We start from the raw sequence: 17,644 nt of genomic DNA, 5'->3' as shown, positions 1-17,644 counted from the left end.
GGTAGGAGGCCCCGTCGCATGCAGGTGTCGAGTTTCCCCGCCACCTGTAGGGTGCGGGGCCGTGGTTTTCGGGAGTTACACGAAGACGACGGGCCGCACCAGGGCAGTGGTGACGGTGGTGGTGGTAATGGTGGTGATGGTCGCGGCCGGCGCAGTCGAACGGCCCGCAATGGCGGGGGCGATCAGACTGGCGTGGGCGGCATCAAGGACCATGGCGCACAGAAAACACTGTGCGCCCTGCCGCTGTCAAGTGCTGCGATGCAAAAAACCGATGCAGCGATCATCGGCCAACGTGCCGACATTTGGTTGCAACTGAGACAAAGCCGGCATCAGCACGCTTGACGACTGCATTCAGCCGGCATGTTCGGCGATCGCCCGTGGTGTGCGATGCGCATGCGCGCACAGCATCACGCCAGCCACCAGGAACACGATTGCCAGCGCTTCCAGCAGCGAGGGCCAGCGCTGCTGCCATGCAAAGGCGTACAGCAGCGCGAACAGGGTCTCGAACACGATCATCTGGCCGGTCAGGGTCAGTGGCAGCAGGCGGCTGGCACGGTTCCAGAATGCGTTGCCGAGGATCGAGGCCACCACTGCCACGCCGGCGCTGATCGCCCAGAACCCGCTCCATTGCGCCGCCGTATGGCTGCCGGTGTGCCCGATGAAGGCCATCGGCACCAGCAGCAGGGCCAGGCCGCCGGTGGTGACGCCGGTCAGCAGCGACCAGTCATGGCTGGACAGGTCCGGCCTGCGCGCCAGCCAGCGGCTGTTGCCGATCGAATACAGCGCCCACGAGAACAGCGCACCGAACGCGCACAGCAGCCCGATCAGGCGCTGCCGCCACGGGGTGGCCAGGTGCTCGGACATCAGCGCTTCCCAACCCACCAGGGCGACCCCCAGCACGCACAGCCCCAGTGCCGGCAGCAGCTGTTTCAGTGGTACAGCGCCCTGCTCGCGCACGCCAACGAGGGTGACCACCACCGGAATCAGGCCAACGATCAGCGATGCCGCAGCGCCACCGGCCCACTGCACGGCGGTCGCCAGCAGCAGGAAATACACCAGGTTGCCTGCCAGGCTCAGCCACAGCAGGCCGAGCCATTCGGCACGGCCCAGCCGCGGTGCCAGCCGCTTCCATCGCGGCAGCAGCAGGGCGACTGCCATCAGGCCATAGACCAGGTAGCGGCCGGCGGACAGTTGCAACGCATTGAACGACTGAAGCACGGCAGGCGCGAGAAAGACCACGCCCCACAGTGCGCCAGCGGCCACGCCATTGGCGATGCCCACGGCCATCGGGTTGTTGCGCATTCGGGTTGTCCGGGCGGATGGAACGGGCCGCGCAGTGTAAGCGCTGGCCGCTGGGCGCTCTTGACCCAGGCTGCTGCCTTGTCACCTCTGTAGAGCCGAGCCCATGCTCGGCTGCGATTCGCCGTTGTGCAGACAAGGGCAGCCGAGCATCGGCTCGGCTCTACAACTCAGCCGGCACCCCTGCGCCACGCAGCGGGGGTCTGGCCACATTCGCGGCGCAGCGCACGGGTCAGTGCGCTCTGCTCGGAATAACCTGCAGCCAGTGCGATATCGCTGATCGGCGCGGCAGTGGTGCGCAGCTGATGCTTGGCCCAACGCAAGCGGCACGCACTGAGCCAGGCCTGCGGGCTCAGCCCGAACTCGCGCTGGAACAATGCGTGCAACCGGCCCTCGCTGACACCGACAAATCCGGCCATCCGGGCAACCGGCCAGGCCCGGCCGGGATCGGCCTGCACCGCCGCGCACAGGCCCTGCATGCGCGCCCCACTGCCCGCCGGTGCAAATACCTGCAGCAACTGCGGCAGCAACGCCGGCATCGGCTGCCCTGCCTGCACCTCGGCCAGGCGCAGACGCAATGCCAGCGGCAGATGCAGCCAGCGCTGGCGGCACAGATGCTCCTGCGTGCCGTCATCCAGCACGCCTGGAGGACAATCAACGATCACGAAACCATTGGGGCCGTCCGCCATCTGGTCATGTGCTTCGCCGGCGGCCACAAATGCCCCCTGCAGCAGGTCCAGCCGGCCGCCGCGCCCTTCCATCTCGAACTGCAGTTCGCCCTGCAGCGGAAGCACCCACTGCGCGTAGTCATGGCGGTCCAGGCCGGTGGCCTGCCCGTAGTGCCGCAGATGGAAGATGGCGCCCATCCGGGCAGTGTGCGCGTGTAACAACGGCCGTGCAAACCGCTGCTATAGTCGATCCGTCATCCAACGCAGGGAGTGCAGGTCATGACCCATCAGCAGCTGTCCCTGGTGCTTGCCACCAGCCTCGGCCTGGCGCTCACCGCCTCGGCCTCCGCGCAGGAACGTACGCCACCGGCCCCGCACTGCATGGACGCGGTCGGCGTCCAGGAAGTGGAGCAGGCTTCATCGCGTTCAATCGCCCTGCGAGCCGCCTCGGGCCAGGCCTATCGGATCGACTTCAGCGAAGAGTGTCCCGGCGTCCGCGGTGCCACCACGCTGAAACTTGAAGCACCCGCCGGCTGGGCCTGCGGTCGCCCCAGCGAGCGTTTGGTGGTCGATGGCCGCAGCTGCGCGATCAGCGCGGTGACCCCCGTGCAGGATCGCGACTACGCCAGCGTTGCCCGCGACAGCGATCGCCTGCGCATGGCCACCCTGCCCGCCCTGACCATCCGCGAGCGCAGGGACATCCGCCGCAGTTTCGGTGGTTCGCCGTCGTACTGCTTTGCCACGCGCAACGTGCGCGCGTGGTCGTCCGACCCGCAGGGCATGCTGGTGGAGACCAATCCGCATCGCAATGGGGGTCACCGCTACTATCGCGTGGAGCTTGGCAGCCACTGCCGCCAGCTCGACCGTGCGCCACAGCTGAGCTTCCACTCCGGCATGCAGAACGGCCTGATCTGTGGCAATCCGGGCGATCGCATCCTCACCGCCGGATTCGAGAATGGTGACCTGCGCAACGACGCGCTGGCGCCGCTGCCGCAGTACACCCGCGGCGGCTGCACGATCCAGGCGGTCTATCCGGCTTCCAGCCAGGCGTCGAACTAACCGTCGACGCCGAGGAACGCAAACGGTGCGCTGGGCACGAAGTGGCCCAGCGCGTCGCCGGAAAAGGTATTGCGCTGGTCCGGACCGAGATCGAGCTTGAGCACCTTGCCGCCGAAATCGACCTTGTTCAGGTCGACCCAGAAGGTGTTCGGTGTCAGTGCCGATTCGAAGAAGTACAACCGCCGCTTGTGGTCGGCCACGGTGCGCCAGCGCGTGGATGAAATATTCGGTTCGCCCGGGGTGGTGATGCCATACGGTACCGAGGCGTTGCGGATCACGCTGAACACACTGGCCAGCGCCACCACCGGGTCTTCCGCCTTGGGAATGGCGTTGATGTAGAACGAGGCGCGCGCGAAACGGTCGGCTGAGCGGTTGGTGCCCGGCAGCATCACCGTGCCGCCGATCTGCTGCCAGTAGCTGTTGAGTGCCAGCTGCTGCTCGAAGATCGGTGAGTTGGTCATCACCTGGTAGCGCCGGTCATGGTGGATCACCTGGCGACCGCCGATGTATTCGACGATGGCGCTGTCGCCACTGGCATCTGACAGCGACAGGTGCAGCGTGGCCTGGCGGTCTTCGCCCGGCACCTTGTCGGTGACGATCGAGTACGGCTCGCGCTGCAGCGCCGCGACCGCCTCGTCTACGGTGGCGAAGTTGTCCAGCACATACTGCGCCCATAGTGAGATGGCCAGGCCCGGCTTGTTGCCGCGCTGCTTCGGATACTCCGATTCGACCAGCCACAGCAGGTTGGCCACCAGGCCTTTCTCGTTCATGCCATCGGTGGTCGATACGTCATAACCGGTGGCCACCACCGAGCCGTAGCGCGCCGTCCAGGCCAGCGACTTCGGCCCGGCCTGGCCGGTGCGCGCGATGCCGCGCGGCAGCACGTAGAGGTTGGTCGCCACATCAACCTTCCAGTCCATGGAGCGAGCGGTGATCACATCACCGTTGTCGCCCAGGTAGACCGCGCGCGTGCAGGCCAGCGCCGGTGCCACTGCGGCAGCCAGCGCGACCGCCAGCAGTGCCCTTTCCTTCCACTTCATCCGTGCCATGTCGTTGCGCTCCTTTCCCCGTGATCCGTGGATATGACCCGATTCAGGGTGACACAGCGGTGAAGCCCGGGCGAACCAGGCGATCGTGCAGCCAGAAACCTGCAAGCATCGCCGGCACGAACCAAAGCGCTTCGCGCGATCCCACCGCCAGCCCGGCGATGGCAGGGCCCGGGCAATAGCCTGCCCAGCCCCAACCCATTCCGAACAATGCCGCGCCCAGCACGAGGCGTACATCGACAGCGCGCGCGGCGGGCAGTTGGAAGCGCGTTGCGCATGACGGCTGCGGGCGCCGCAGCACCCAGCGCTGGCCGACCGCGCTGACCAGCAGTGCCGAGGCCAGCACCCAGGCCAAGGTGGGATCGAAATCGCCGGCGATGTCGAGGAAACCGAGGATGCGGCGCGGATCGGTCATGCCGGCCAGCGCCAGGCCCGCGCCGAACAGCGCCCCTGCCGCGCCGGCGGCCACCATCACGCGGCTCATGCGAAGCCCCCGCCATGACGGATCAGGAATGTGGTCAACATTGCGCAGGCCATGAACACCACCACCGCCAGCAGTGACCGCATTGAGCCGCGGGCCACGCCGCACACCCCATGACCACTGGTGCAGCCGTTGCCCAACCGCGTACCGAATCCGACCAGCAGGCCGGCGCCAACCAGCTGCCACGCCGGCAAGGCGTCACGCAACAGGTCGCGGGGCGCTTGGCCTGGCACGGCCTGCCAGTACAGCACACCCCCGGCAGCGGCAAGCAGGCCGAGCAGGAATGCCCAGCGCCAGCCGCGCTCGCCCGGCGTTGCGCGCACGCTGCCAGCGGCAATGCCGCTGATGCCGGCCACCCGGCCCGTGGTCGCCAGCAACACCACCGCCGCCGCACCGATCAACGCCCCCCCCGCGACGGCGGCCCACGGCACGGTCATGACCTGCCTCCAGTTGTTCCGTTCATTCGCTTGCCTTTTGAATTAGCTTTTTCTAAATTAGCTTCTTCTAAAACAAAAGGTCAACCATGACCCGCATCGAGCTCGACACTGCCGCGATGGCCGGGCATGCCGCCCAGGCCGCGGCGCTGCTCAAAAGCCTGGCCCATCCTGCACGGCTGCGCGTGCTGTGCCGGTTGGTTGAAGGCGAGGCGCCAGTACCGGAACTGCAGGCACTGACCGGGCTCAGCGCATCAGCGCTGTCCCAGCATCTGGCGGTGCTGCGCGGACTTGGCATCGTCGCGACCCGGCGCGAAGCGCAGGCGATCCACTACCGGGTGGTGGAAGGGCCGGCGCTGGGCGTATTGCAGGCGTTGCACGCCGCCTACTGCGGAAATGTAGCGCGCTGAACCTTCCACGCGGGTTCAACCTGCGTGCAGCACCGGTTGCACGACCTGATCGAGCAGATCCACCGGGGTCGGCGCCGACAGGTCACCATGCAACGCGCGGGTGAAACCTGACCAGTCGCTGGAAGACAGTTGCCGCAGCAGCGCCTCCTCCACCGGCAACGCGCGCATCGACCAGTACGGAAACTGGCGCTGGCCGAGGCGGCCACGCGCCAGTTCGATGATGTCGATATGGCTACCGGCCTGCAGGATGCGTTCGTACACCGAATCGATACCATCCGGCGGCCCTTCGATGTACTGCAGGAATCGCCCGCCGTCATGCAGCAGCACACCGGTCACGCCCGCCATCTTGTTGAAACGGGCTGCATCATCGACCAGCGCCCGCAGCCGTTCAGCGGAAAGATCCGGCAGCGCCTGGCTGACGTAGGCGATGGCACGCAGTGGCATGGCGCTTCCTTGACAAGATGTACAGCCACGGTAGCAGCTGCGGACGAGTCCGTCTCAGTGCCCGCGGGTGTTTCCTGAAGAATTCAGGTAGCGGCCGCCGGCAGCGCCTCTACGCGCCTCGGCAACCGGGCTTCGAACACCACCTGACCGGCTTCATTGCGCGCTGCGATATGCCCGCCGTGCGCGCGCACGAACTGATCGACGATATACAGGCCCAACCCCAGGCCATTGCTGGGATGGAAGCTGGCCTTGAACGGCTCGAACAGGCGCGGCAGCAGCGCGTCGTCGATCCGTCCCGCGTTGCTCACCCGCAGCAGCACGCTGCGCGGATCACGGCCGTCCACCTCCACCCTCGCCTCACTGCCATGGGTGAGCGCATTGCCGATCAGGTTGGCGGCAACCTGTCCCAGCCGATCCAGATCACCCTGCAGGCGGGTATCGCCCAGCATATCCAGATGCACCCGTGCGTGGCCGTGGGCGCTGCCCGCTTCGGCCACCACCGCACGCGTGACCTCGGCAAGATCACAGGCGCTGGCCTGCAGGCGCAGCCCGCCGCTGCGGATCCGCGAAAAGTCCAGCAGCTGCTCGACCATGCGCGCCATGCGCAGCGTGCTGGCCTCCAGGTGCTTCAGGGTCTGCTGCGCGCCGTCATTGCCCGCAGGAAGCTCCAGCGCCAGCTTGTCAGCACACAGCAGGATCGCCGACAGCGGCGTGCGCAGATCGTGGGTGAGCACCGCCGCCATCGTCTCGTTGAGCTTGAGCGAACGCTCCAGCGCCTCGTTGCGCGCCTTCAGCAGCTGCCGCTGCTGGTACAGCTCGATGAAGACATTGACCTTGCTCAGGATCACCTGCGGCGCCACCGGCTTGTGCAGGAAGTCGACCGCGCCGGTTTCGTAGCCCTTGAACGCGCGCAGCGGGTCGTCCGGCGAGGCAGTCAGGAAGATGATTGGCACATCCCGGCTGCGGTGTGACCCGCGCATCAGCTCGGCCAGGGTGAAGCCATCGATCTCCGGCATGTGCACGTCCAGCAGGGCAAGCGCCACCTCATGCTCGAGCAGCAGTTCCAGCGCCTGCGCGCCCGAGCCGGCCAGCAGCAGGTTCACGCCTTCGCGCTGAAGCAGCGCCTGCATGGCCACCAGGTTCTGCGGCACGTCATCGACGATCAGCAGGTTGACCGGGGTCTGCGACTGCGCAGGGTCCGGCGGCAACAGGTTCATGCAAACAGCTCCTTCAGGCGACGGCACATCAGTTCGAGGGGCAGCACGGCATCGGCGCCGGCGTGCTGCAGGGCGGAGGCCGGCATCATCGATGCCTCGGCCTCCTCGGGACATTGCAGCCAGGCGCGGCCGCCGGCGGCGCGCACCGCGGCCACCCCTTCACTACCATCGCTGCTGGCACCGGTCAGCAGCAGGGCCAGTACCTGCGCGCCGAACACGGCCGCAGCCGACTCGAACAATGGATCGATGGCCGGGCGGGAAAACAGCACCGGTGCGTCCACCGACAACGCCAGCGAACCGGCGTCTTCCACCAGCAGGTGATAGTCCGGTGGCGCAAAGGTCACCGTGCCAGGCTGCAGCGGCTGCTTGTCTTCGGCCTCGCGCACCGGCAGCGCGCAGTACGGCGCCAGCACGTCGGCGATGCGGCTGCTGCGGTCGCGTGGCAGGTGCAGCACCGCCAGCACCGGCACCGGCAGAGCCGCGGGCAGCGCGCCGAGCACCGCCTGCAGCGCCGCGACCCCACCCGCCGAGGCCCCGATCACCAGCACCGCCGGTCGTGTCGGCAGTGCCATCAGGCAACCTTCCGGTACAGGCGATGCTCCCGCGAGCAGGTCTCGAACGCGCCGTGGTGGCGCCCGAACTGCAGCGACTCCTTGCTGCCCAGGCCAAGGAATCCGCGATGCACCAGCGCTTCACGGAACAGGCCCACCGCGCGGTCCTGCAGATCGCGGTTGAAATAGATCAGCACATTGCGGCACGACACCAGATGCACCTCGGAGAACACGGTGTCGGTGGCCAGGCTGTGGTCGGCGAACACCACGTTGCGGCGCAGCTGGCGATCGAACACCGCGCCATCGTAGGCTGTGGCGTAGTAGTCAGACAGCGAGGCGCTGCCACCGGCCGCCAGGTAGTTCCGGCTGAACTGGGCCATCCGGTCGATGCCATAGGCGCCGGCCTCGGCGGTGGCCAGGGCTGCCGGATTGATGTCGGTGGCGTAGACGATGCTGCGCTCCAGCAGGCCTTCCTCGTGCAACAGGATCGCCAGCGACCACACTTCCTCGCCGGTACTGCAACCGGCCACCCACAGCTTCACCGACGGGTAGGTGCGCAGCACCGGCACCACCTGCTCGCGCAGCTCACGGAAATAGGCCGGGTCGCGGAACATCTCCGAGACCTGCACGGTGAAGAACTGCATCGCCTGCGCGAACAGGTCCGGCTCGTGCAGCAGGCGGTGCTGCAGGTCGGCCAGCCGCTCGCACTCATAGCGCTGCATGGCCTGGCGGATCCGCCGGCGCAGCGACGACACCGCATAACTGCGGAAATCGTAGTGGTAGCGCTGGTAAAGCGCTTCCAGCAGCACCTTCAGCTCGAGGTCGAACAGGGCCTGCTCGTTCATTGCCGCGAGCACCAGACCCGGCACAGCGAGACCAGCTTGTCGACGTCGATGGGTTTGGCGATGTAGTCGTTGGCGCCGGCCTGCAGGCAGCGCTCACGGTCGTCCGGCATGGCCTTGGCGGTCAGCGCGATGATCGGCAGGTCCCGCAGGTGGCGCTGCGCGCGGATTTCGCGCATCGCAGCAAGGCCATCCTTCTCCGGCATCATGATGTCCATCAGCACCAGGTCGACCTCGCGCTCGGCCAGGCGATCCACCGCTTCCTGGCCATTGCGCGCGATCTCCAGCGTGACGCCGAGGGGTTCGAGCACGCTGGACAGTGCGAAGATGTTGCGCACGTCGTCCTCGGCCAGCAGCACCGTCCGACCGTCGAGCACGGTGTCGCGACGGCGGGCCTCGCGCAGCAGGCGCTGCTGGTCGCTGGGCAGGTTGGCCTCCACGCTGTGCAGGAACAGGGTCACCTCGTCCAGCAGGCGCTCGGGCGAACGCGCGCCCTTGATGATGATGCTCTTGGAATAGCGGCGCAGTCGCTGCTCTTCCTCGCGGCTGAGTGCGCGGCCGGTATAGACGATCACCGGCGGGAAACCGACATCGTCGTTGCCGGCCATGTGCTCGAGCAGGTCGTAGCCACTGCCGTCGGGCAGCGACAGGTCCATCACCATGCAGTCGAACGTGACCGTACTGAGCTGTTCCAGTGCGCCGGCCAGGGTGCCTACGGCGACGATCTGCAGCTGGTCGCGGCCCAGCAACAGTTCCAGGTTGTGGCGCAGCTCGTTGTCGTCCTCCACGATCAGCAGCCGCCGCATGTCGCGCTGGCTGGTCTGTTCCAGCTGTTCGATGGCCGTCACCAGCCGCTCGCGCGTGGTCGGCTTGATCGCAAAACCGATCGCGCCCAGCTCACGCGCCACCTGGCTGCGGTCCGTGGCCGAGACCACATGCACCGGGATGTGGCGCGTGTCCGGGTTGCGCTTCAGGCGTTCCAGCACGCTCAGGCCCGACACGTCCGGCAGGCCGATATCGAGCAGGATGCCGTTCGGCCGCAGTTCGCTGGCCAGCGCCAGCGCCTCTTCCGCCGTGCCCGCCACCACGCAGTCGAAGTCCAGTTCATGGGCCAGCGCCACCAGCGCTTCGGCGAACGTGGCATCGTCCTCGACCGCCAGGATCAGGCGCCCGGCACGCTGGCGGCGACCGCGGTCGTCGGCTACGCCGGCCATCGCAGTGACCGGCGCTGCCGCGGTCGCAGCGCGTGCGGGCGCGGCCGGCAGCACGGCCGGCGCCGTCGGCGGCGCAGCCACGGGAACCTCGGCAGCGTCGGCTGCGCTCGCCGCGGGCGCACCCTGCAACGGCAGCTCCAGGATGAAGCAGCTGCCGCGCCCGGGCTCACTGTCGACCTGGATGCCGCCGCCCATGCGCTCGGCCAGATCGCGCGAGATCGACAGGCCCAGGCCGGTGCCGCCGTAGCGACGGCGGGTGCTGCCATCGGCCTGGCGGAACGCTTCGAAGATGACGTCCAGCTGCTCGCGGGCAATGCCGATGCCGGTGTCACAGACCTCGAACCGGATGCGACCGTTGCCGCCGGCACGCACGTGCAGGCTGACCTTGCCATGCTCGGTGAACTTCACCGCGTTGGCCAGCAGGTTCTTCAGGATCTGCTGCAGCCGCTGGCTGTCAACCACCATCTGGGTCGGTGCCAGGGCGTCGGCTTCGATCTGCAGGGCCAGGCCCTTCTGCCGCGCCATCGGCTCGAACGTCTCGCGCAGGCGCTGCAGCGCGCTCTCGACCACCACCACTTCATCGGACAGTTCGACATGACCGGCCTCGATGCGCGACAGGTCGAGGATGTCGTTGATCAGCGCCAGCAGGTCGTTGTTGGACGACAGGATCGCACGCGCGTACTTCACCTGTTCCTCGGTCAGCGTGCCGTCCTTGTTGTCGGCCAGCAGCTTGGCCAGGATCAGCGAGCTGTTCAGCGGCGTGCGCAGCTCATGCGACATGTTGGCCAGGAATTCGGACTTGTAGCGCGAGGTCGCCGCCAGCTCGTTGCTGTTGCGCACCAGCTGGCTCTGCGCAACCAGCAGTGCCTGCTTCTGCGCCTCCAGCTCGTGGGTGCGCTCTTCCAGCTGCACGTTGCTCTGTTCCAGCTCAGCCTGCTGTTCTTCCAGGTGGCTCTGCGACTGCAACAGGCTGCGGCTCTGCTCTTCCAGTTCCTCGTTGGCCACACGCAGCTCTTCCTGCTGGGCCTGCAGCTCCTCGCCCTGGCGCTGCGACTCTTCCAGCAGCACCACCAGCTGCGCACGCAGCAGCGATGCGCGCAGTGCCATGCCGATGGTGTCGGCGCAGCGCTCAAGCAGCTCGCGATCCAGATCACGCTGTTCACCCGCCCGCGCGCGGCCCAGCTCGATGACACCGACCACCGTACCATCGCTGCTGATTGGCGCCAGGATGCGCTCGCGCACCGGCAGCCGGCCCAGGCTGGTCTGCAGTTCGAGCACGGCAGCGTCTTCGCCGTGCAGGTGGCGGATGCGTTCGTCCCGCGCAACCTGCCCGGCCAGTCCTTCGTGCAGGGCCAGGGAGGCCGGCGTCCCAGTGGGCAGCGCCACGCCACCGGTCAGCTGCAGCCGGCCGCCGTCCAGGCGATAGACCGCACCGACCTCTGCATCCAGCTGCCCGGCCAGGCTTGCTGCTGCCGCCTCGGCGATCTGCTCCGGCCCAAGGTCACCGCGCAGGCTCAGCGCCACCGCGTTCTCGGCCTCCTGCAGCCAAAGCGCGCGCATCGCCTGGCGCCGGGCCTGGATCGCGCGCGAGACGATCAGTGCGATCATCAGGAAGGCGCAGCCACCGACGGTACGGTTGACTAGCGAGAACGACGAATTGTTGCTGGCTGGCGCAACGTTGAAGCCGATCACCAGCAGGACACAGGCGATCATCGCGACCACGAACGGCGCGCGTGCACTGCGCTGGAACACCGTCACGCCGACCGCGAGGAAGTAGGCCAGCCATACCGCATAGCCGAGCGGGACGACCAGTTCCAACACGATGGTCGCGGCCAGCAGCACGGCGGACGTCATCCAGATCCAGCGGTCACGCGTAGTCGCACCAGGACGCATGCAGGTCGGTTCCAGAAGGCAAAGGGTGGAAGATGGTACTCCGTGTCGCATTCAGCCGCACAGGACAAATGGCACGTGTCAGGTGTGCACGCATCCTTCACACTTGAGTGCCTAGCTTCACGTCCCTCACAGGGGTAACACTTATTTACACGTGGACGCAGCCGCTTCTACGACGTCCGTGCTGACGGACCCTTCCCGACAACTGCGACTGCTGATCGACAGCGTGCGCGACCATGCGCTGTACCTGCTTGATCCTGAAGGCATCGTGTGCAGCTGGAACCCGGGCGCCGAACGTATCAAAGGCTATTCAGCCGATGAAGTGGTGGGAACGCACTTCAGCCGCTTCTACCTGGCCGCCGACCGCGAGGCCGGCGAACCGCAGCGCCTGCTTCGCGTCGCAGCGCAGCAGGGGCATGTCGCCAGTGAGGGCTGGCGCGTTCGCCGCGATGGATCGTCGTTCCGCGCCAGCGTGGTCATCGAACCGGTCGTGGAAGCCGGCGAACTGCTCGGCTTCGTCAAGATCACCCGTGACATCACCGAGCAGTGGCAAGCGCAGCGGCTGCTGCGCGATGCCCAGCGTGCGCTGCGCAATACCCAGCAGTTCGAGACGGTTGGCCGGCTCAGCCGCGGCCTCTCACATGAGTTCAACAACCTGCTGACCACCATCGGCAACGCCCTGGACCTGCTGTCGCTGCGTGTCAGCAGTGACGATGCACGCGCAGCCGAGCTGCTGGATGCCGCGCAGGCAGCCACCGACCGCGGCGCGCTGCTGACCCGCCAGCTGCTGGCCTTCAGCACCGGCCAGACCCTGATCCGGGAATCGGTGGACATCAATGCGCTGGTACGGCAGTGGCTGCCGGACCTGCAACGCGCCTGCCCGCCCACGGTGGTACTGGAAGCCCATCTCACCCCGGGCCTGCCGCAGGTGAGCACCGATGCGATGCAGCTCCAAACCGCCCTGGCGAACCTGGTGGCCAATGCCGTGGAGGCCACCGCCGATGGCGGCCGCATCCTGATCGGCACCGCGTTGGAACATCGCCTCGATCCGGATGCGGACACCATGCTGCAACGCGGCTATGTCACCCTCAGCGTCTGCGACGAAGGCCACGGCATGGCCGCCGACGTCGCCGAGCGGGCCAGCGAGCCCTTCTTCACCACCAAGGACATCGGCAAGGGCAGCGGCCTGGGCCTGAGCCAGGTGTTCGGATTCACTACCCAGAGCGGCGGCTTCGTCGATGTGTCCACCACGCCCGGTGTCGGCACCACGGTCAGCCTGCTGCTACCCGCAACCGAGGAATTTACCCATGACCGATGACCCGATCCGCGTACTGATGGTGGAGGACCAGAACGATCTGCGCGAGATGATCGGCATGGCCCTGCGCGATTTCGGCATCGAGGTGTCCACCACCGCCGACGGGCATGAAGCGGCTGCGTTGCTGAAGGGCGACGCACGCTTCGACGTGGTGTTCAGCGATGTCAGCATGCCCAACGGCATGTCCGGCATCGAACTCAGCGAGCACGTCGCGCGTGAGCAGCCGCATGCACGCATGATCCTGTCCTCCGGCTATGCGCGTTCGCAGCTGCCGCCGCTTCCGGAGCAGGTGGAGTTCCTGCCCAAGCCCTATCGCCTGCGCCAGCTGGTTGAACTGCTCAGGCAGGACTGAAGGCGTACCGGCCTGCGTGGCCATGCTCAGCGCCGGGCCCGCTGCATGAACAGCAGCGCCGGCGTGGATGCAGTGTTCACCGGCTCGAAGCCGAAGGACCGGTACAACGCAACTGCGGCGGCATTGTCCCGATAGACCCGCAAGGTCAGCCGTTCAACGGCATCAGACTGGAACGCCTGCTCGATCAGCGCCTGCACCAACCCACGCCCGAGACCGCGGCCCCGCGCCTGCGGGGCAACCAGCAGACGGCCCAGATGCATCGTACCCGGCTGGGTGCGCCAGGCCTGGCCGAAACCCACGCGCATGCCGTTTTCTGCCAGCAGCAGCCATCCTGGGCGTTCGCGCAGCTGCAATACCTGCTCGAACTGCTCGGGTCGCAGTGGATAGGGCACGCCCGGTCCAGCCCAGCGCAGCGTGCCTGCGGCCGAATCCAGCCACCCGGCGATGAGCGCGTAGTCGTGGGGTTGCACGGGCTGCAGGCGGTGGTCCATGGCGGCCGGATCGCGAGGTGAGGCGCCAGCATATCCGAGTGACCTCGCGGGCAGCGCGCGGACGTGGCGCCGCGAACATGGTGACCCCGGCCCGATTCGAACGGGCGACCTTCCCCTTAGGAGGGGGACGCTCTATCCAGCTGAGCTACGGGGCCATGCAGCCGGGAAGTTTACAGGCAACGTGCCCTGCCCTCCAAGCATTCATGTTCCACCCGGTTCCCCTGGCGCGTTGCACCATGGCCGGTCGGGGCGCTCTGCTACCATCGGCGATTCAGTTCATCGCGTCTCCCACCTGCCCGCGATGGCGCCAAACAACGTAACGAAACACAGGAGTCTGCATGTCTTCCGAGCTGCTCAAGTCCCTTGGCCTGGACGCGATCAACGCTGGCACGTACCTGGGCAACGGGGAGTGGTCGAGCGCGACCAGCGGTGAGCTGATCACCCCAGTCAACCCGACCACTGGCGAGCCGATTGCGCAGGTCCGCGCCACCACTGAGGCCGAGTACGAGACCGTCGTCGCCCGCGCCCAGGAAGCCTTCAAGGTCTGGCGTACCACGCCGGCGCCGCGCCGCGGTGAAGCCGTGCGCCTGTGCGGTGAAGCACTGCGCAGGCACAAGGACGCCCTGGGTTCGCTGGTTGCCCTGGAAATGGGCAAGAGCAAGCCGGAAGGCGATGGCGAGGTGCAGGAGATGATCGACATCGCCGATTTCGCCGTGGGCCAGAGCCGCATGCTGTACGGCTACACCATGCATTCCGAGCGCCCCGGCCACCGCATGTACGAGCAATACCACCCGCTGGGCCTGGTCGGCATCATCTCGGCCTTCAACTTCCCGGTCGCGGTGTGGAGCTGGAACTCGTTCCTGGCGGCGATCTGTGGCGACGTGTGCATCTGGAAGCCGTCCAACAAGACGCCGCTGACCGCCATCGCCTCGCTGAAGATCTGCAACGATGCCCTGCGCGAAGCGGGCTTCCCGGACATCTTCTTCCTGATCAACGATGCCGGCACCGCGCTGTCGGAAAAGATGGTCGATGACCGCCGCGTGCCGCTGATCAGCTTCACCGGCTCGACCCAGGTCGGCCGCACCGTCAACGAGAAGGTCGCACGCCGCCTCGGCCGCTGCCTGCTGGAACTGGGCGGCAACAACGCGATCATCCTGGACGAAACCGCCGACCTGAAGCTGGCGGTGCCGGGCATCGTGTTCGGCGCCGTGGGTACCGCCGGCCAGCGCTGCACCACCACCCGCCGCCTGATCGTGCACCGCTCGATCTACGCCGACGTGCTGGCCACCCTGGTCAAGGCCTACAAGCAGGTGGAAGGCAAGATCGGCGACCCGACCGATGCCGCCAACCTGATGGGCCCGCTGAACAGCGAAGGCGCCGTGCAGCAGTTCCTCGATGCCATCGCCCAGGCCAAGGCGGCCGGCGGCACCATCGAGACCGGCGGCACCCGCATCGACCGCGCCGGCAACTTCGTGCTGCCTGCAATCGTCACGGGCCTGAAGAACAGCGACGCCGTGGTCCAGCACGAGACCTTCGCACCGATCCTGTACGTGATGCCGTACGACACCCTCGACGAAGCCATCGACATGCAGAACGGCGTGCCGCAGGGCCTGTCGTCCTCGATCTTCACCCAGAACCTGAAGACCGCCGAGAAGTTCCTGTCGGCCGCCGGCAGCGACTGCGGCATCGCCAACATCAACATCGGCACGTCCGGTGCGGAGATCGGCGGCGCCTTCGGTGGCGAGAAGGACACCGGCGGCGGCCGCGAGTCTGGTTCGGATGCCTGGAAGGTCTACATGCGCCGCCAGACCAACACCATCAACTATTCGGATTCGCTGCCGCTGGCGCAGGGCATCAAGTTCGACCTGTGATGGCAAACGACGCGGACACGTCTGTGGGTCAGAGTCCCTCCGGGGATCTGACCCATGCCCAGGGTCGGATCCCCGCAGGGGCTCCGATCCTCGATTTCAGCGGCCGCCGCGTGCTCATTGCCGGCGGCAGCAAGGGCATTGGTCGTGAAATGGCACTGGCCTTTGCTGGTGCCGGTGCACAGGTCTCGGTCTGCGCGCGCGGCCAGGCCGGCCTGGAGGCCCTGCGCGCCGATGCACAGGCGCAGGGCACGCCATTGCATGCGTTTTCCACCGATCTGGCCGATCCCGGCCAGATCCAGGCCTGGCTGCAGGCCGCCGCCGATGCCCTCGGCGGCATCGATGTGCTCGTCAACAATGCCACCGGCTACGGCATGGCCGACAATGAGGAGGGCTGGGCCGCCAGCCTGCAGATCGACCTGATGGCGGCCGTGCGTGCCTCGCGCCTGGCCCTGCCCTGGCTGCGTGCGTCCGGCGATGCCTGCATCCTCAATCTGTCGTCGATTGCCGCGCAGCAGCCGCGTCCCGGCGGCGCACCCTACGCCGCTGCCAAGGCCGCGCTTTCGCACTACACCACCTCGCAGGCGCTGGCACTGGCCAAGGACCGGATCCGGGTCAACGCCATCGCACCGGGCTCGATCGAGTTCGATGACGGGCTCTGGGACCGTCGCCGCATCGAGGATCCAGCGCTATACCACGGCACCCTGGCGAAGATCCCGTTCGGCCGCTTCGGCCATCCGCGCGAGATAGCCGACGCGGCCCTGTTCCTGTGCTCGCCACTGGCGCGCTGGGTTACCGGCAGTGTGCTCAACGTGGATGGCGGTCAGGTGTTGATGGGCTGAATTTGTAAAGCCGAGCCCATGCTCGGCTTGCACGCAAGACGCGGTCGATCCCGCATCAGCCCAAGGGGGCAGCCGAGCATGGGCTCGGCTCTACAGGGCACTGCCCATGGGATTGCCCGGGCAGAGGCACTATCATGTGCACACTGCCAAGGAGGACCCGATGAGCGTGGCACCCCGACAGACAAGCGCCCTGGCCGTGGTCAGCCTGGTCATGGGCATCGCCAGCTGGACCGTCCTGCCCTTCGTGGCCAGTATCGTCGCCATCATCACCGGCCACATGGCCCGCGCCGAGATCCGCCGCCGCCCGCATGAACTGGAAGGCGACGGCCTGGCCGTTACCGGCCTGGTGCTGGGCTGGGTCATGGTCGGCGCCGTACTTGCCGCCATCCTGGTCTTCATCCTGTTCTTCGGCGGCCTGGCATGGCTGGCGGCAGTGTCGAACTGACGCCATGACCGCCTCCGACAGCACTGAACGCTTCAGCAGCCGCGTCGCCGACTACGTCCGCTACCGGCCCGATTATCCGCCCGCCCTGTTGGAGTGGCTGCATGGCCCGATGGGCGTCAGCCGCGAGGCCGTGGTCGCCGACATCGGCGCCGGCACCGGTATTTCCAGTCGCCTGTTTCTGGCCAGCGGTCATCCGCTGGTGGCGGTCGAGCCCAACGCTGCCATGCGCGCCGCCGCCGAACAGTGGCTGGCGCCGCAGTATCCGGACTTCTCCGCTGTCGATGGCCGTGCCGAGGCCACCGGCTTGGAGGACGCCAGCATCGATCTGGTCAGCGTCGCGCAGGCCTTCCATTGGTTCGACACCGTGGCGGTGCGCGCCGAGTGGCAGCGCATCCTGCGCCCCGGTGGCCAGGCACTGATCTACTGGAATTCGCGCCTGCTCGATGCCAGCCCGTTCCTGATCGGCTACGAACAGTTGCTGCTGGACTACGGCACCGACTACACCGCTGTGGCCGAGCGCTACCAGGACGATGCCACCATGCAGGCCTGGTTCGGCCCCGGCCTGCGCGGCAGGGTAGAGCTGCCGAACGTGCAGCATCTGGACTTCGACGCCCTGCGCGGGCGCCTGCTGTCCTCCTCCTACGCCCCCCAACCCGGTCATCCCCGCCACGCGCCGATGATCGACGCTCTGCAGGACCTGTTCGCCGCCCATGCGGTGGACGGCCAGGTCGCTTTTGAATATCGAACCCGAGCCTTCCTCGGCACGCTGGACTGAA

19 protein-coding genes, 1 tRNA gene and 1 pseudogene are annotated in these 17,644 nt (G+C 67.2%); 9 read left to right on the top strand and 12 right to left on the bottom strand.

Features of this window, described 5'->3' with window-relative positions:
- The first annotated feature begins 18 nt into the window (after positions 1 to 18).
- Positions 19 to 342, top strand: a complete 324-nt coding sequence (locus ACSDHM_RS07670) for a hypothetical protein (protein ID WP_439426838.1) — start codon at positions 19 to 21, stop codon at positions 340 to 342.
- A 9-nt stretch (positions 343 to 351) separates the two neighbouring features.
- Here ACSDHM_RS07670 and ACSDHM_RS07665 read toward each other — a convergent pair whose 3' ends face one another.
- Together ACSDHM_RS07665 and ACSDHM_RS07660 are read right to left on the bottom strand one after the other, a co-directional pair.
- On the bottom strand, positions 352 to 1,302 hold the full coding sequence (locus ACSDHM_RS07665; protein WP_439426837.1) for a DMT family transporter: 951 nt from the start codon (positions 1,300 to 1,302) through the stop codon (positions 352 to 354).
- 167 nt (positions 1,303 to 1,469) lie between these two features.
- Positions 1,470 to 2,165 carry a helix-turn-helix transcriptional regulator gene (locus ACSDHM_RS07660; protein WP_072169059.1) on the bottom strand — a complete coding sequence of 232 codons (696 nt, stop codon included), beginning with the start codon at positions 2,163 to 2,165 and terminating at the stop codon, positions 1,470 to 1,472.
- Between the two features lie 81 nt (positions 2,166 to 2,246).
- Between ACSDHM_RS07660 and ACSDHM_RS07655 the strand changes: the two genes are divergently transcribed.
- Entirely contained in the window at positions 2,247 to 3,026 is a 780-nt protein-coding gene (locus ACSDHM_RS07655; protein WP_227837194.1) for a DUF6491 family protein, read from the top strand.
- Here the strand turns inward: ACSDHM_RS07655 and ACSDHM_RS07650 are convergent.
- From ACSDHM_RS07650 to ACSDHM_RS07640, 3 genes and pseudogenes are all read right to left on the bottom strand, one after another.
- The gene (locus ACSDHM_RS07650) at positions 3,023 to 4,075 is read right to left on the bottom strand and encodes a linear amide C-N hydrolase (RefSeq protein ID WP_049413806.1); all 1,053 of its coding nucleotides are present in this window, start codon (positions 4,073 to 4,075) and stop codon (positions 3,023 to 3,025) included. The genes ACSDHM_RS07655 and ACSDHM_RS07650 overlap by 4 nt on opposite strands.
- Before the next feature lie 43 nt (positions 4,076 to 4,118).
- Positions 4,119 to 4,556: a DUF6691 family protein gene (locus ACSDHM_RS07645; protein ID WP_088497312.1), complete on the bottom strand. Its 438-nt coding sequence runs from the start codon at positions 4,554 to 4,556 to the stop codon at positions 4,119 to 4,121.
- A pseudogene (locus tag ACSDHM_RS07640) lies at positions 4,553 to 5,002 on the bottom strand (YeeE/YedE family protein); the annotation flags it as partial. The pseudogene ACSDHM_RS07640 and the gene ACSDHM_RS07645, both read right to left, overlap by 4 nt.
- A gap of 74 nt (positions 5,003 to 5,076) precedes the next feature.
- On the opposite strand from ACSDHM_RS07640, the gene ACSDHM_RS07635 reads away from it, so the two are divergent.
- The gene (locus tag ACSDHM_RS07635) at positions 5,077 to 5,397 is read left to right on the top strand and encodes an ArsR/SmtB family transcription factor (RefSeq protein WP_439426836.1); all 321 of its coding nucleotides are present in this window, start codon (positions 5,077 to 5,079) and stop codon (positions 5,395 to 5,397) included.
- Positions 5,398 to 5,412: 15 nt separating this feature from the next.
- Here the strand turns inward: ACSDHM_RS07635 and ACSDHM_RS07630 are convergent, their stop codons facing one another.
- The 5 genes from ACSDHM_RS07630 to ACSDHM_RS07610 all read right to left on the bottom strand — a co-directional run bounded on the left by ACSDHM_RS07630 (position 5,413) and on the right by ACSDHM_RS07610 (position 11,558).
- Positions 5,413 to 5,841 (bottom strand): BLUF domain-containing protein, encoded by a 429-nt coding sequence (locus ACSDHM_RS07630; protein WP_005416313.1) that lies wholly within the window; start codon positions 5,839 to 5,841, stop codon positions 5,413 to 5,415.
- Positions 5,842 to 5,924: 83 nt separating this feature from the next.
- Positions 5,925 to 7,058 carry a hybrid sensor histidine kinase/response regulator gene (locus ACSDHM_RS07625; protein WP_072169055.1) on the bottom strand — a complete coding sequence of 378 codons (1,134 nt, stop codon included), beginning with the start codon at positions 7,056 to 7,058 and terminating at the stop codon, positions 5,925 to 5,927.
- Positions 7,055 to 7,630 (bottom strand): chemotaxis protein CheB, encoded by a 576-nt coding sequence (locus ACSDHM_RS07620; protein ID WP_438914656.1) that lies wholly within the window; start codon positions 7,628 to 7,630, stop codon positions 7,055 to 7,057. The genes ACSDHM_RS07625 and ACSDHM_RS07620 overlap by 4 nt, the downstream gene beginning before the upstream one ends.
- A complete protein-coding gene (locus ACSDHM_RS07615) occupies positions 7,630 to 8,454 on the bottom strand; it encodes a CheR family methyltransferase (protein ID WP_053499919.1) in 825 nt (274 codons plus the stop codon). Before ACSDHM_RS07615 ends, ACSDHM_RS07620 begins: the two co-directional genes overlap by 1 nt.
- The gene (locus ACSDHM_RS07610; protein ID WP_088497308.1) at positions 8,451 to 11,558 is read right to left on the bottom strand and encodes a response regulator; all 3,108 of its coding nucleotides are present in this window, start codon (positions 11,556 to 11,558) and stop codon (positions 8,451 to 8,453) included. Before ACSDHM_RS07610 ends, ACSDHM_RS07615 begins: the two co-directional genes overlap by 4 nt.
- A gap of 151 nt (positions 11,559 to 11,709) precedes the next feature.
- On the opposite strand from ACSDHM_RS07610, the gene ACSDHM_RS07605 reads away from it, so the two are divergent.
- A complete protein-coding gene (locus ACSDHM_RS07605; RefSeq protein ID WP_425520599.1) occupies positions 11,710 to 12,873 on the top strand; it encodes a two-component system sensor histidine kinase NtrB in 1,164 nt (387 codons plus the stop codon).
- Complete coding sequence (locus ACSDHM_RS07600) at positions 12,863 to 13,222, top strand: response regulator (protein ID WP_069139920.1); 360 nt, start codon at positions 12,863 to 12,865, stop codon at positions 13,220 to 13,222. The genes ACSDHM_RS07605 and ACSDHM_RS07600 overlap by 11 nt, the downstream gene beginning before the upstream one ends.
- A 26-nt stretch (positions 13,223 to 13,248) precedes the next feature.
- Here ACSDHM_RS07600 and ACSDHM_RS07595 read toward each other — a convergent pair whose 3' ends face one another.
- Both ACSDHM_RS07595 and ACSDHM_RS07590 read right to left on the bottom strand, forming a co-directional pair.
- Complete coding sequence (locus tag ACSDHM_RS07595; RefSeq protein ID WP_188241335.1) at positions 13,249 to 13,713, bottom strand: GNAT family N-acetyltransferase; 465 nt, start codon at positions 13,711 to 13,713, stop codon at positions 13,249 to 13,251.
- A gap of 78 nt (positions 13,714 to 13,791) precedes the next feature.
- Positions 13,792 to 13,868, bottom strand: a tRNA-Arg gene (locus ACSDHM_RS07590).
- Positions 13,869 to 14,051: 183 nt separating this feature from the next.
- Between ACSDHM_RS07590 and amaB the strand changes: the two genes are divergently transcribed.
- The 4 genes from amaB (at position 14,052) to ACSDHM_RS07570 (ending at position 17,643) form a co-directional block, all read left to right on the top strand.
- Positions 14,052 to 15,584, top strand: a complete 1,533-nt coding sequence (amaB, locus tag ACSDHM_RS07585; RefSeq protein WP_005416301.1) for an L-piperidine-6-carboxylate dehydrogenase — start codon at positions 14,052 to 14,054, stop codon at positions 15,582 to 15,584.
- Complete coding sequence (locus ACSDHM_RS07580) at positions 15,584 to 16,423, top strand: SDR family NAD(P)-dependent oxidoreductase (RefSeq protein WP_188241294.1); 840 nt, start codon at positions 15,584 to 15,586, stop codon at positions 16,421 to 16,423. Before amaB ends, ACSDHM_RS07580 begins: the two co-directional genes overlap by 1 nt.
- Positions 16,424 to 16,583: 160 nt before the next feature.
- Complete coding sequence (locus tag ACSDHM_RS07575; protein ID WP_005413144.1) at positions 16,584 to 16,868, top strand: DUF4190 domain-containing protein; 285 nt, start codon at positions 16,584 to 16,586, stop codon at positions 16,866 to 16,868.
- 4 nt (positions 16,869 to 16,872) lie between these two features.
- Complete coding sequence (locus ACSDHM_RS07570) at positions 16,873 to 17,643, top strand: class I SAM-dependent methyltransferase (protein ID WP_439426835.1); 771 nt, start codon at positions 16,873 to 16,875, stop codon at positions 17,641 to 17,643.
- The last annotated feature ends 1 nt before the right edge of the window (position 17,644 follow it).

The organism is Stenotrophomonas sp. T8, from assembly GCF_051853085.1.
GTDB classification, from domain to species: domain Bacteria; phylum Pseudomonadota; class Gammaproteobacteria; order Xanthomonadales; family Xanthomonadaceae; genus Stenotrophomonas; species Stenotrophomonas sepilia.
Note: the sequence above shows the minus strand (reverse complement) of the source record. Positions and strands in the feature narration are given on the sequence as shown.

Coding starts and splice junctions, on each gene's coding strand:
- ACSDHM_RS07660 (WP_072169059.1), bottom strand. CDS start 2,165: ATGGGCGCCATCTTCCATCTGCGGCACTACGGGCAGGCCACCGGCCTG.
- ACSDHM_RS07630 (WP_005416313.1), bottom strand. CDS start 5,841: ATGCCACTGCGTGCCATCGCCTACGTCAGCCAGGCGCTGCCGGATCTT.
- ACSDHM_RS07620 (WP_438914656.1), bottom strand. CDS start 7,630: ATGGCACTGCCGACACGACCGGCGGTGCTGGTGATCGGGGCCTCGGCG.
- ACSDHM_RS07670 (WP_439426838.1), top strand. CDS start 19: ATGCAGGTGTCGAGTTTCCCCGCCACCTGTAGGGTGCGGGGCCGTGGT.
- ACSDHM_RS07650 (WP_049413806.1), bottom strand. CDS start 4,075: ATGGCACGGATGAAGTGGAAGGAAAGGGCACTGCTGGCGGTCGCGCTG.
- ACSDHM_RS07570 (WP_439426835.1), top strand. CDS start 16,873: ATGACCGCCTCCGACAGCACTGAACGCTTCAGCAGCCGCGTCGCCGAC.
- ACSDHM_RS07575 (WP_005413144.1), top strand. CDS start 16,584: ATGAGCGTGGCACCCCGACAGACAAGCGCCCTGGCCGTGGTCAGCCTG.
- ACSDHM_RS07645 (WP_088497312.1), bottom strand. CDS start 4,556: ATGAGCCGCGTGATGGTGGCCGCCGGCGCGGCAGGGGCGCTGTTCGGC.
- amaB (WP_005416301.1), top strand. CDS start 14,052: ATGTCTTCCGAGCTGCTCAAGTCCCTTGGCCTGGACGCGATCAACGCT.
- ACSDHM_RS07600 (WP_069139920.1), top strand. CDS start 12,863: ATGACCGATGACCCGATCCGCGTACTGATGGTGGAGGACCAGAACGAT.
- ACSDHM_RS07635 (WP_439426836.1), top strand. CDS start 5,077: ATGACCCGCATCGAGCTCGACACTGCCGCGATGGCCGGGCATGCCGCC.
- ACSDHM_RS07580 (WP_188241294.1), top strand. CDS start 15,584: ATGGCAAACGACGCGGACACGTCTGTGGGTCAGAGTCCCTCCGGGGAT.
- ACSDHM_RS07665 (WP_439426837.1), bottom strand. CDS start 1,302: ATGCGCAACAACCCGATGGCCGTGGGCATCGCCAATGGCGTGGCCGCT.
- ACSDHM_RS07610 (WP_088497308.1), bottom strand. CDS start 11,558: ATGCGTCCTGGTGCGACTACGCGTGACCGCTGGATCTGGATGACGTCC.
- ACSDHM_RS07655 (WP_227837194.1), top strand. CDS start 2,247: ATGACCCATCAGCAGCTGTCCCTGGTGCTTGCCACCAGCCTCGGCCTG.
- ACSDHM_RS07625 (WP_072169055.1), bottom strand. CDS start 7,058: ATGAACCTGTTGCCGCCGGACCCTGCGCAGTCGCAGACCCCGGTCAAC.
- ACSDHM_RS07595 (WP_188241335.1), bottom strand. CDS start 13,713: ATGGACCACCGCCTGCAGCCCGTGCAACCCCACGACTACGCGCTCATC.
- ACSDHM_RS07615 (WP_053499919.1), bottom strand. CDS start 8,454: ATGAACGAGCAGGCCCTGTTCGACCTCGAGCTGAAGGTGCTGCTGGAA.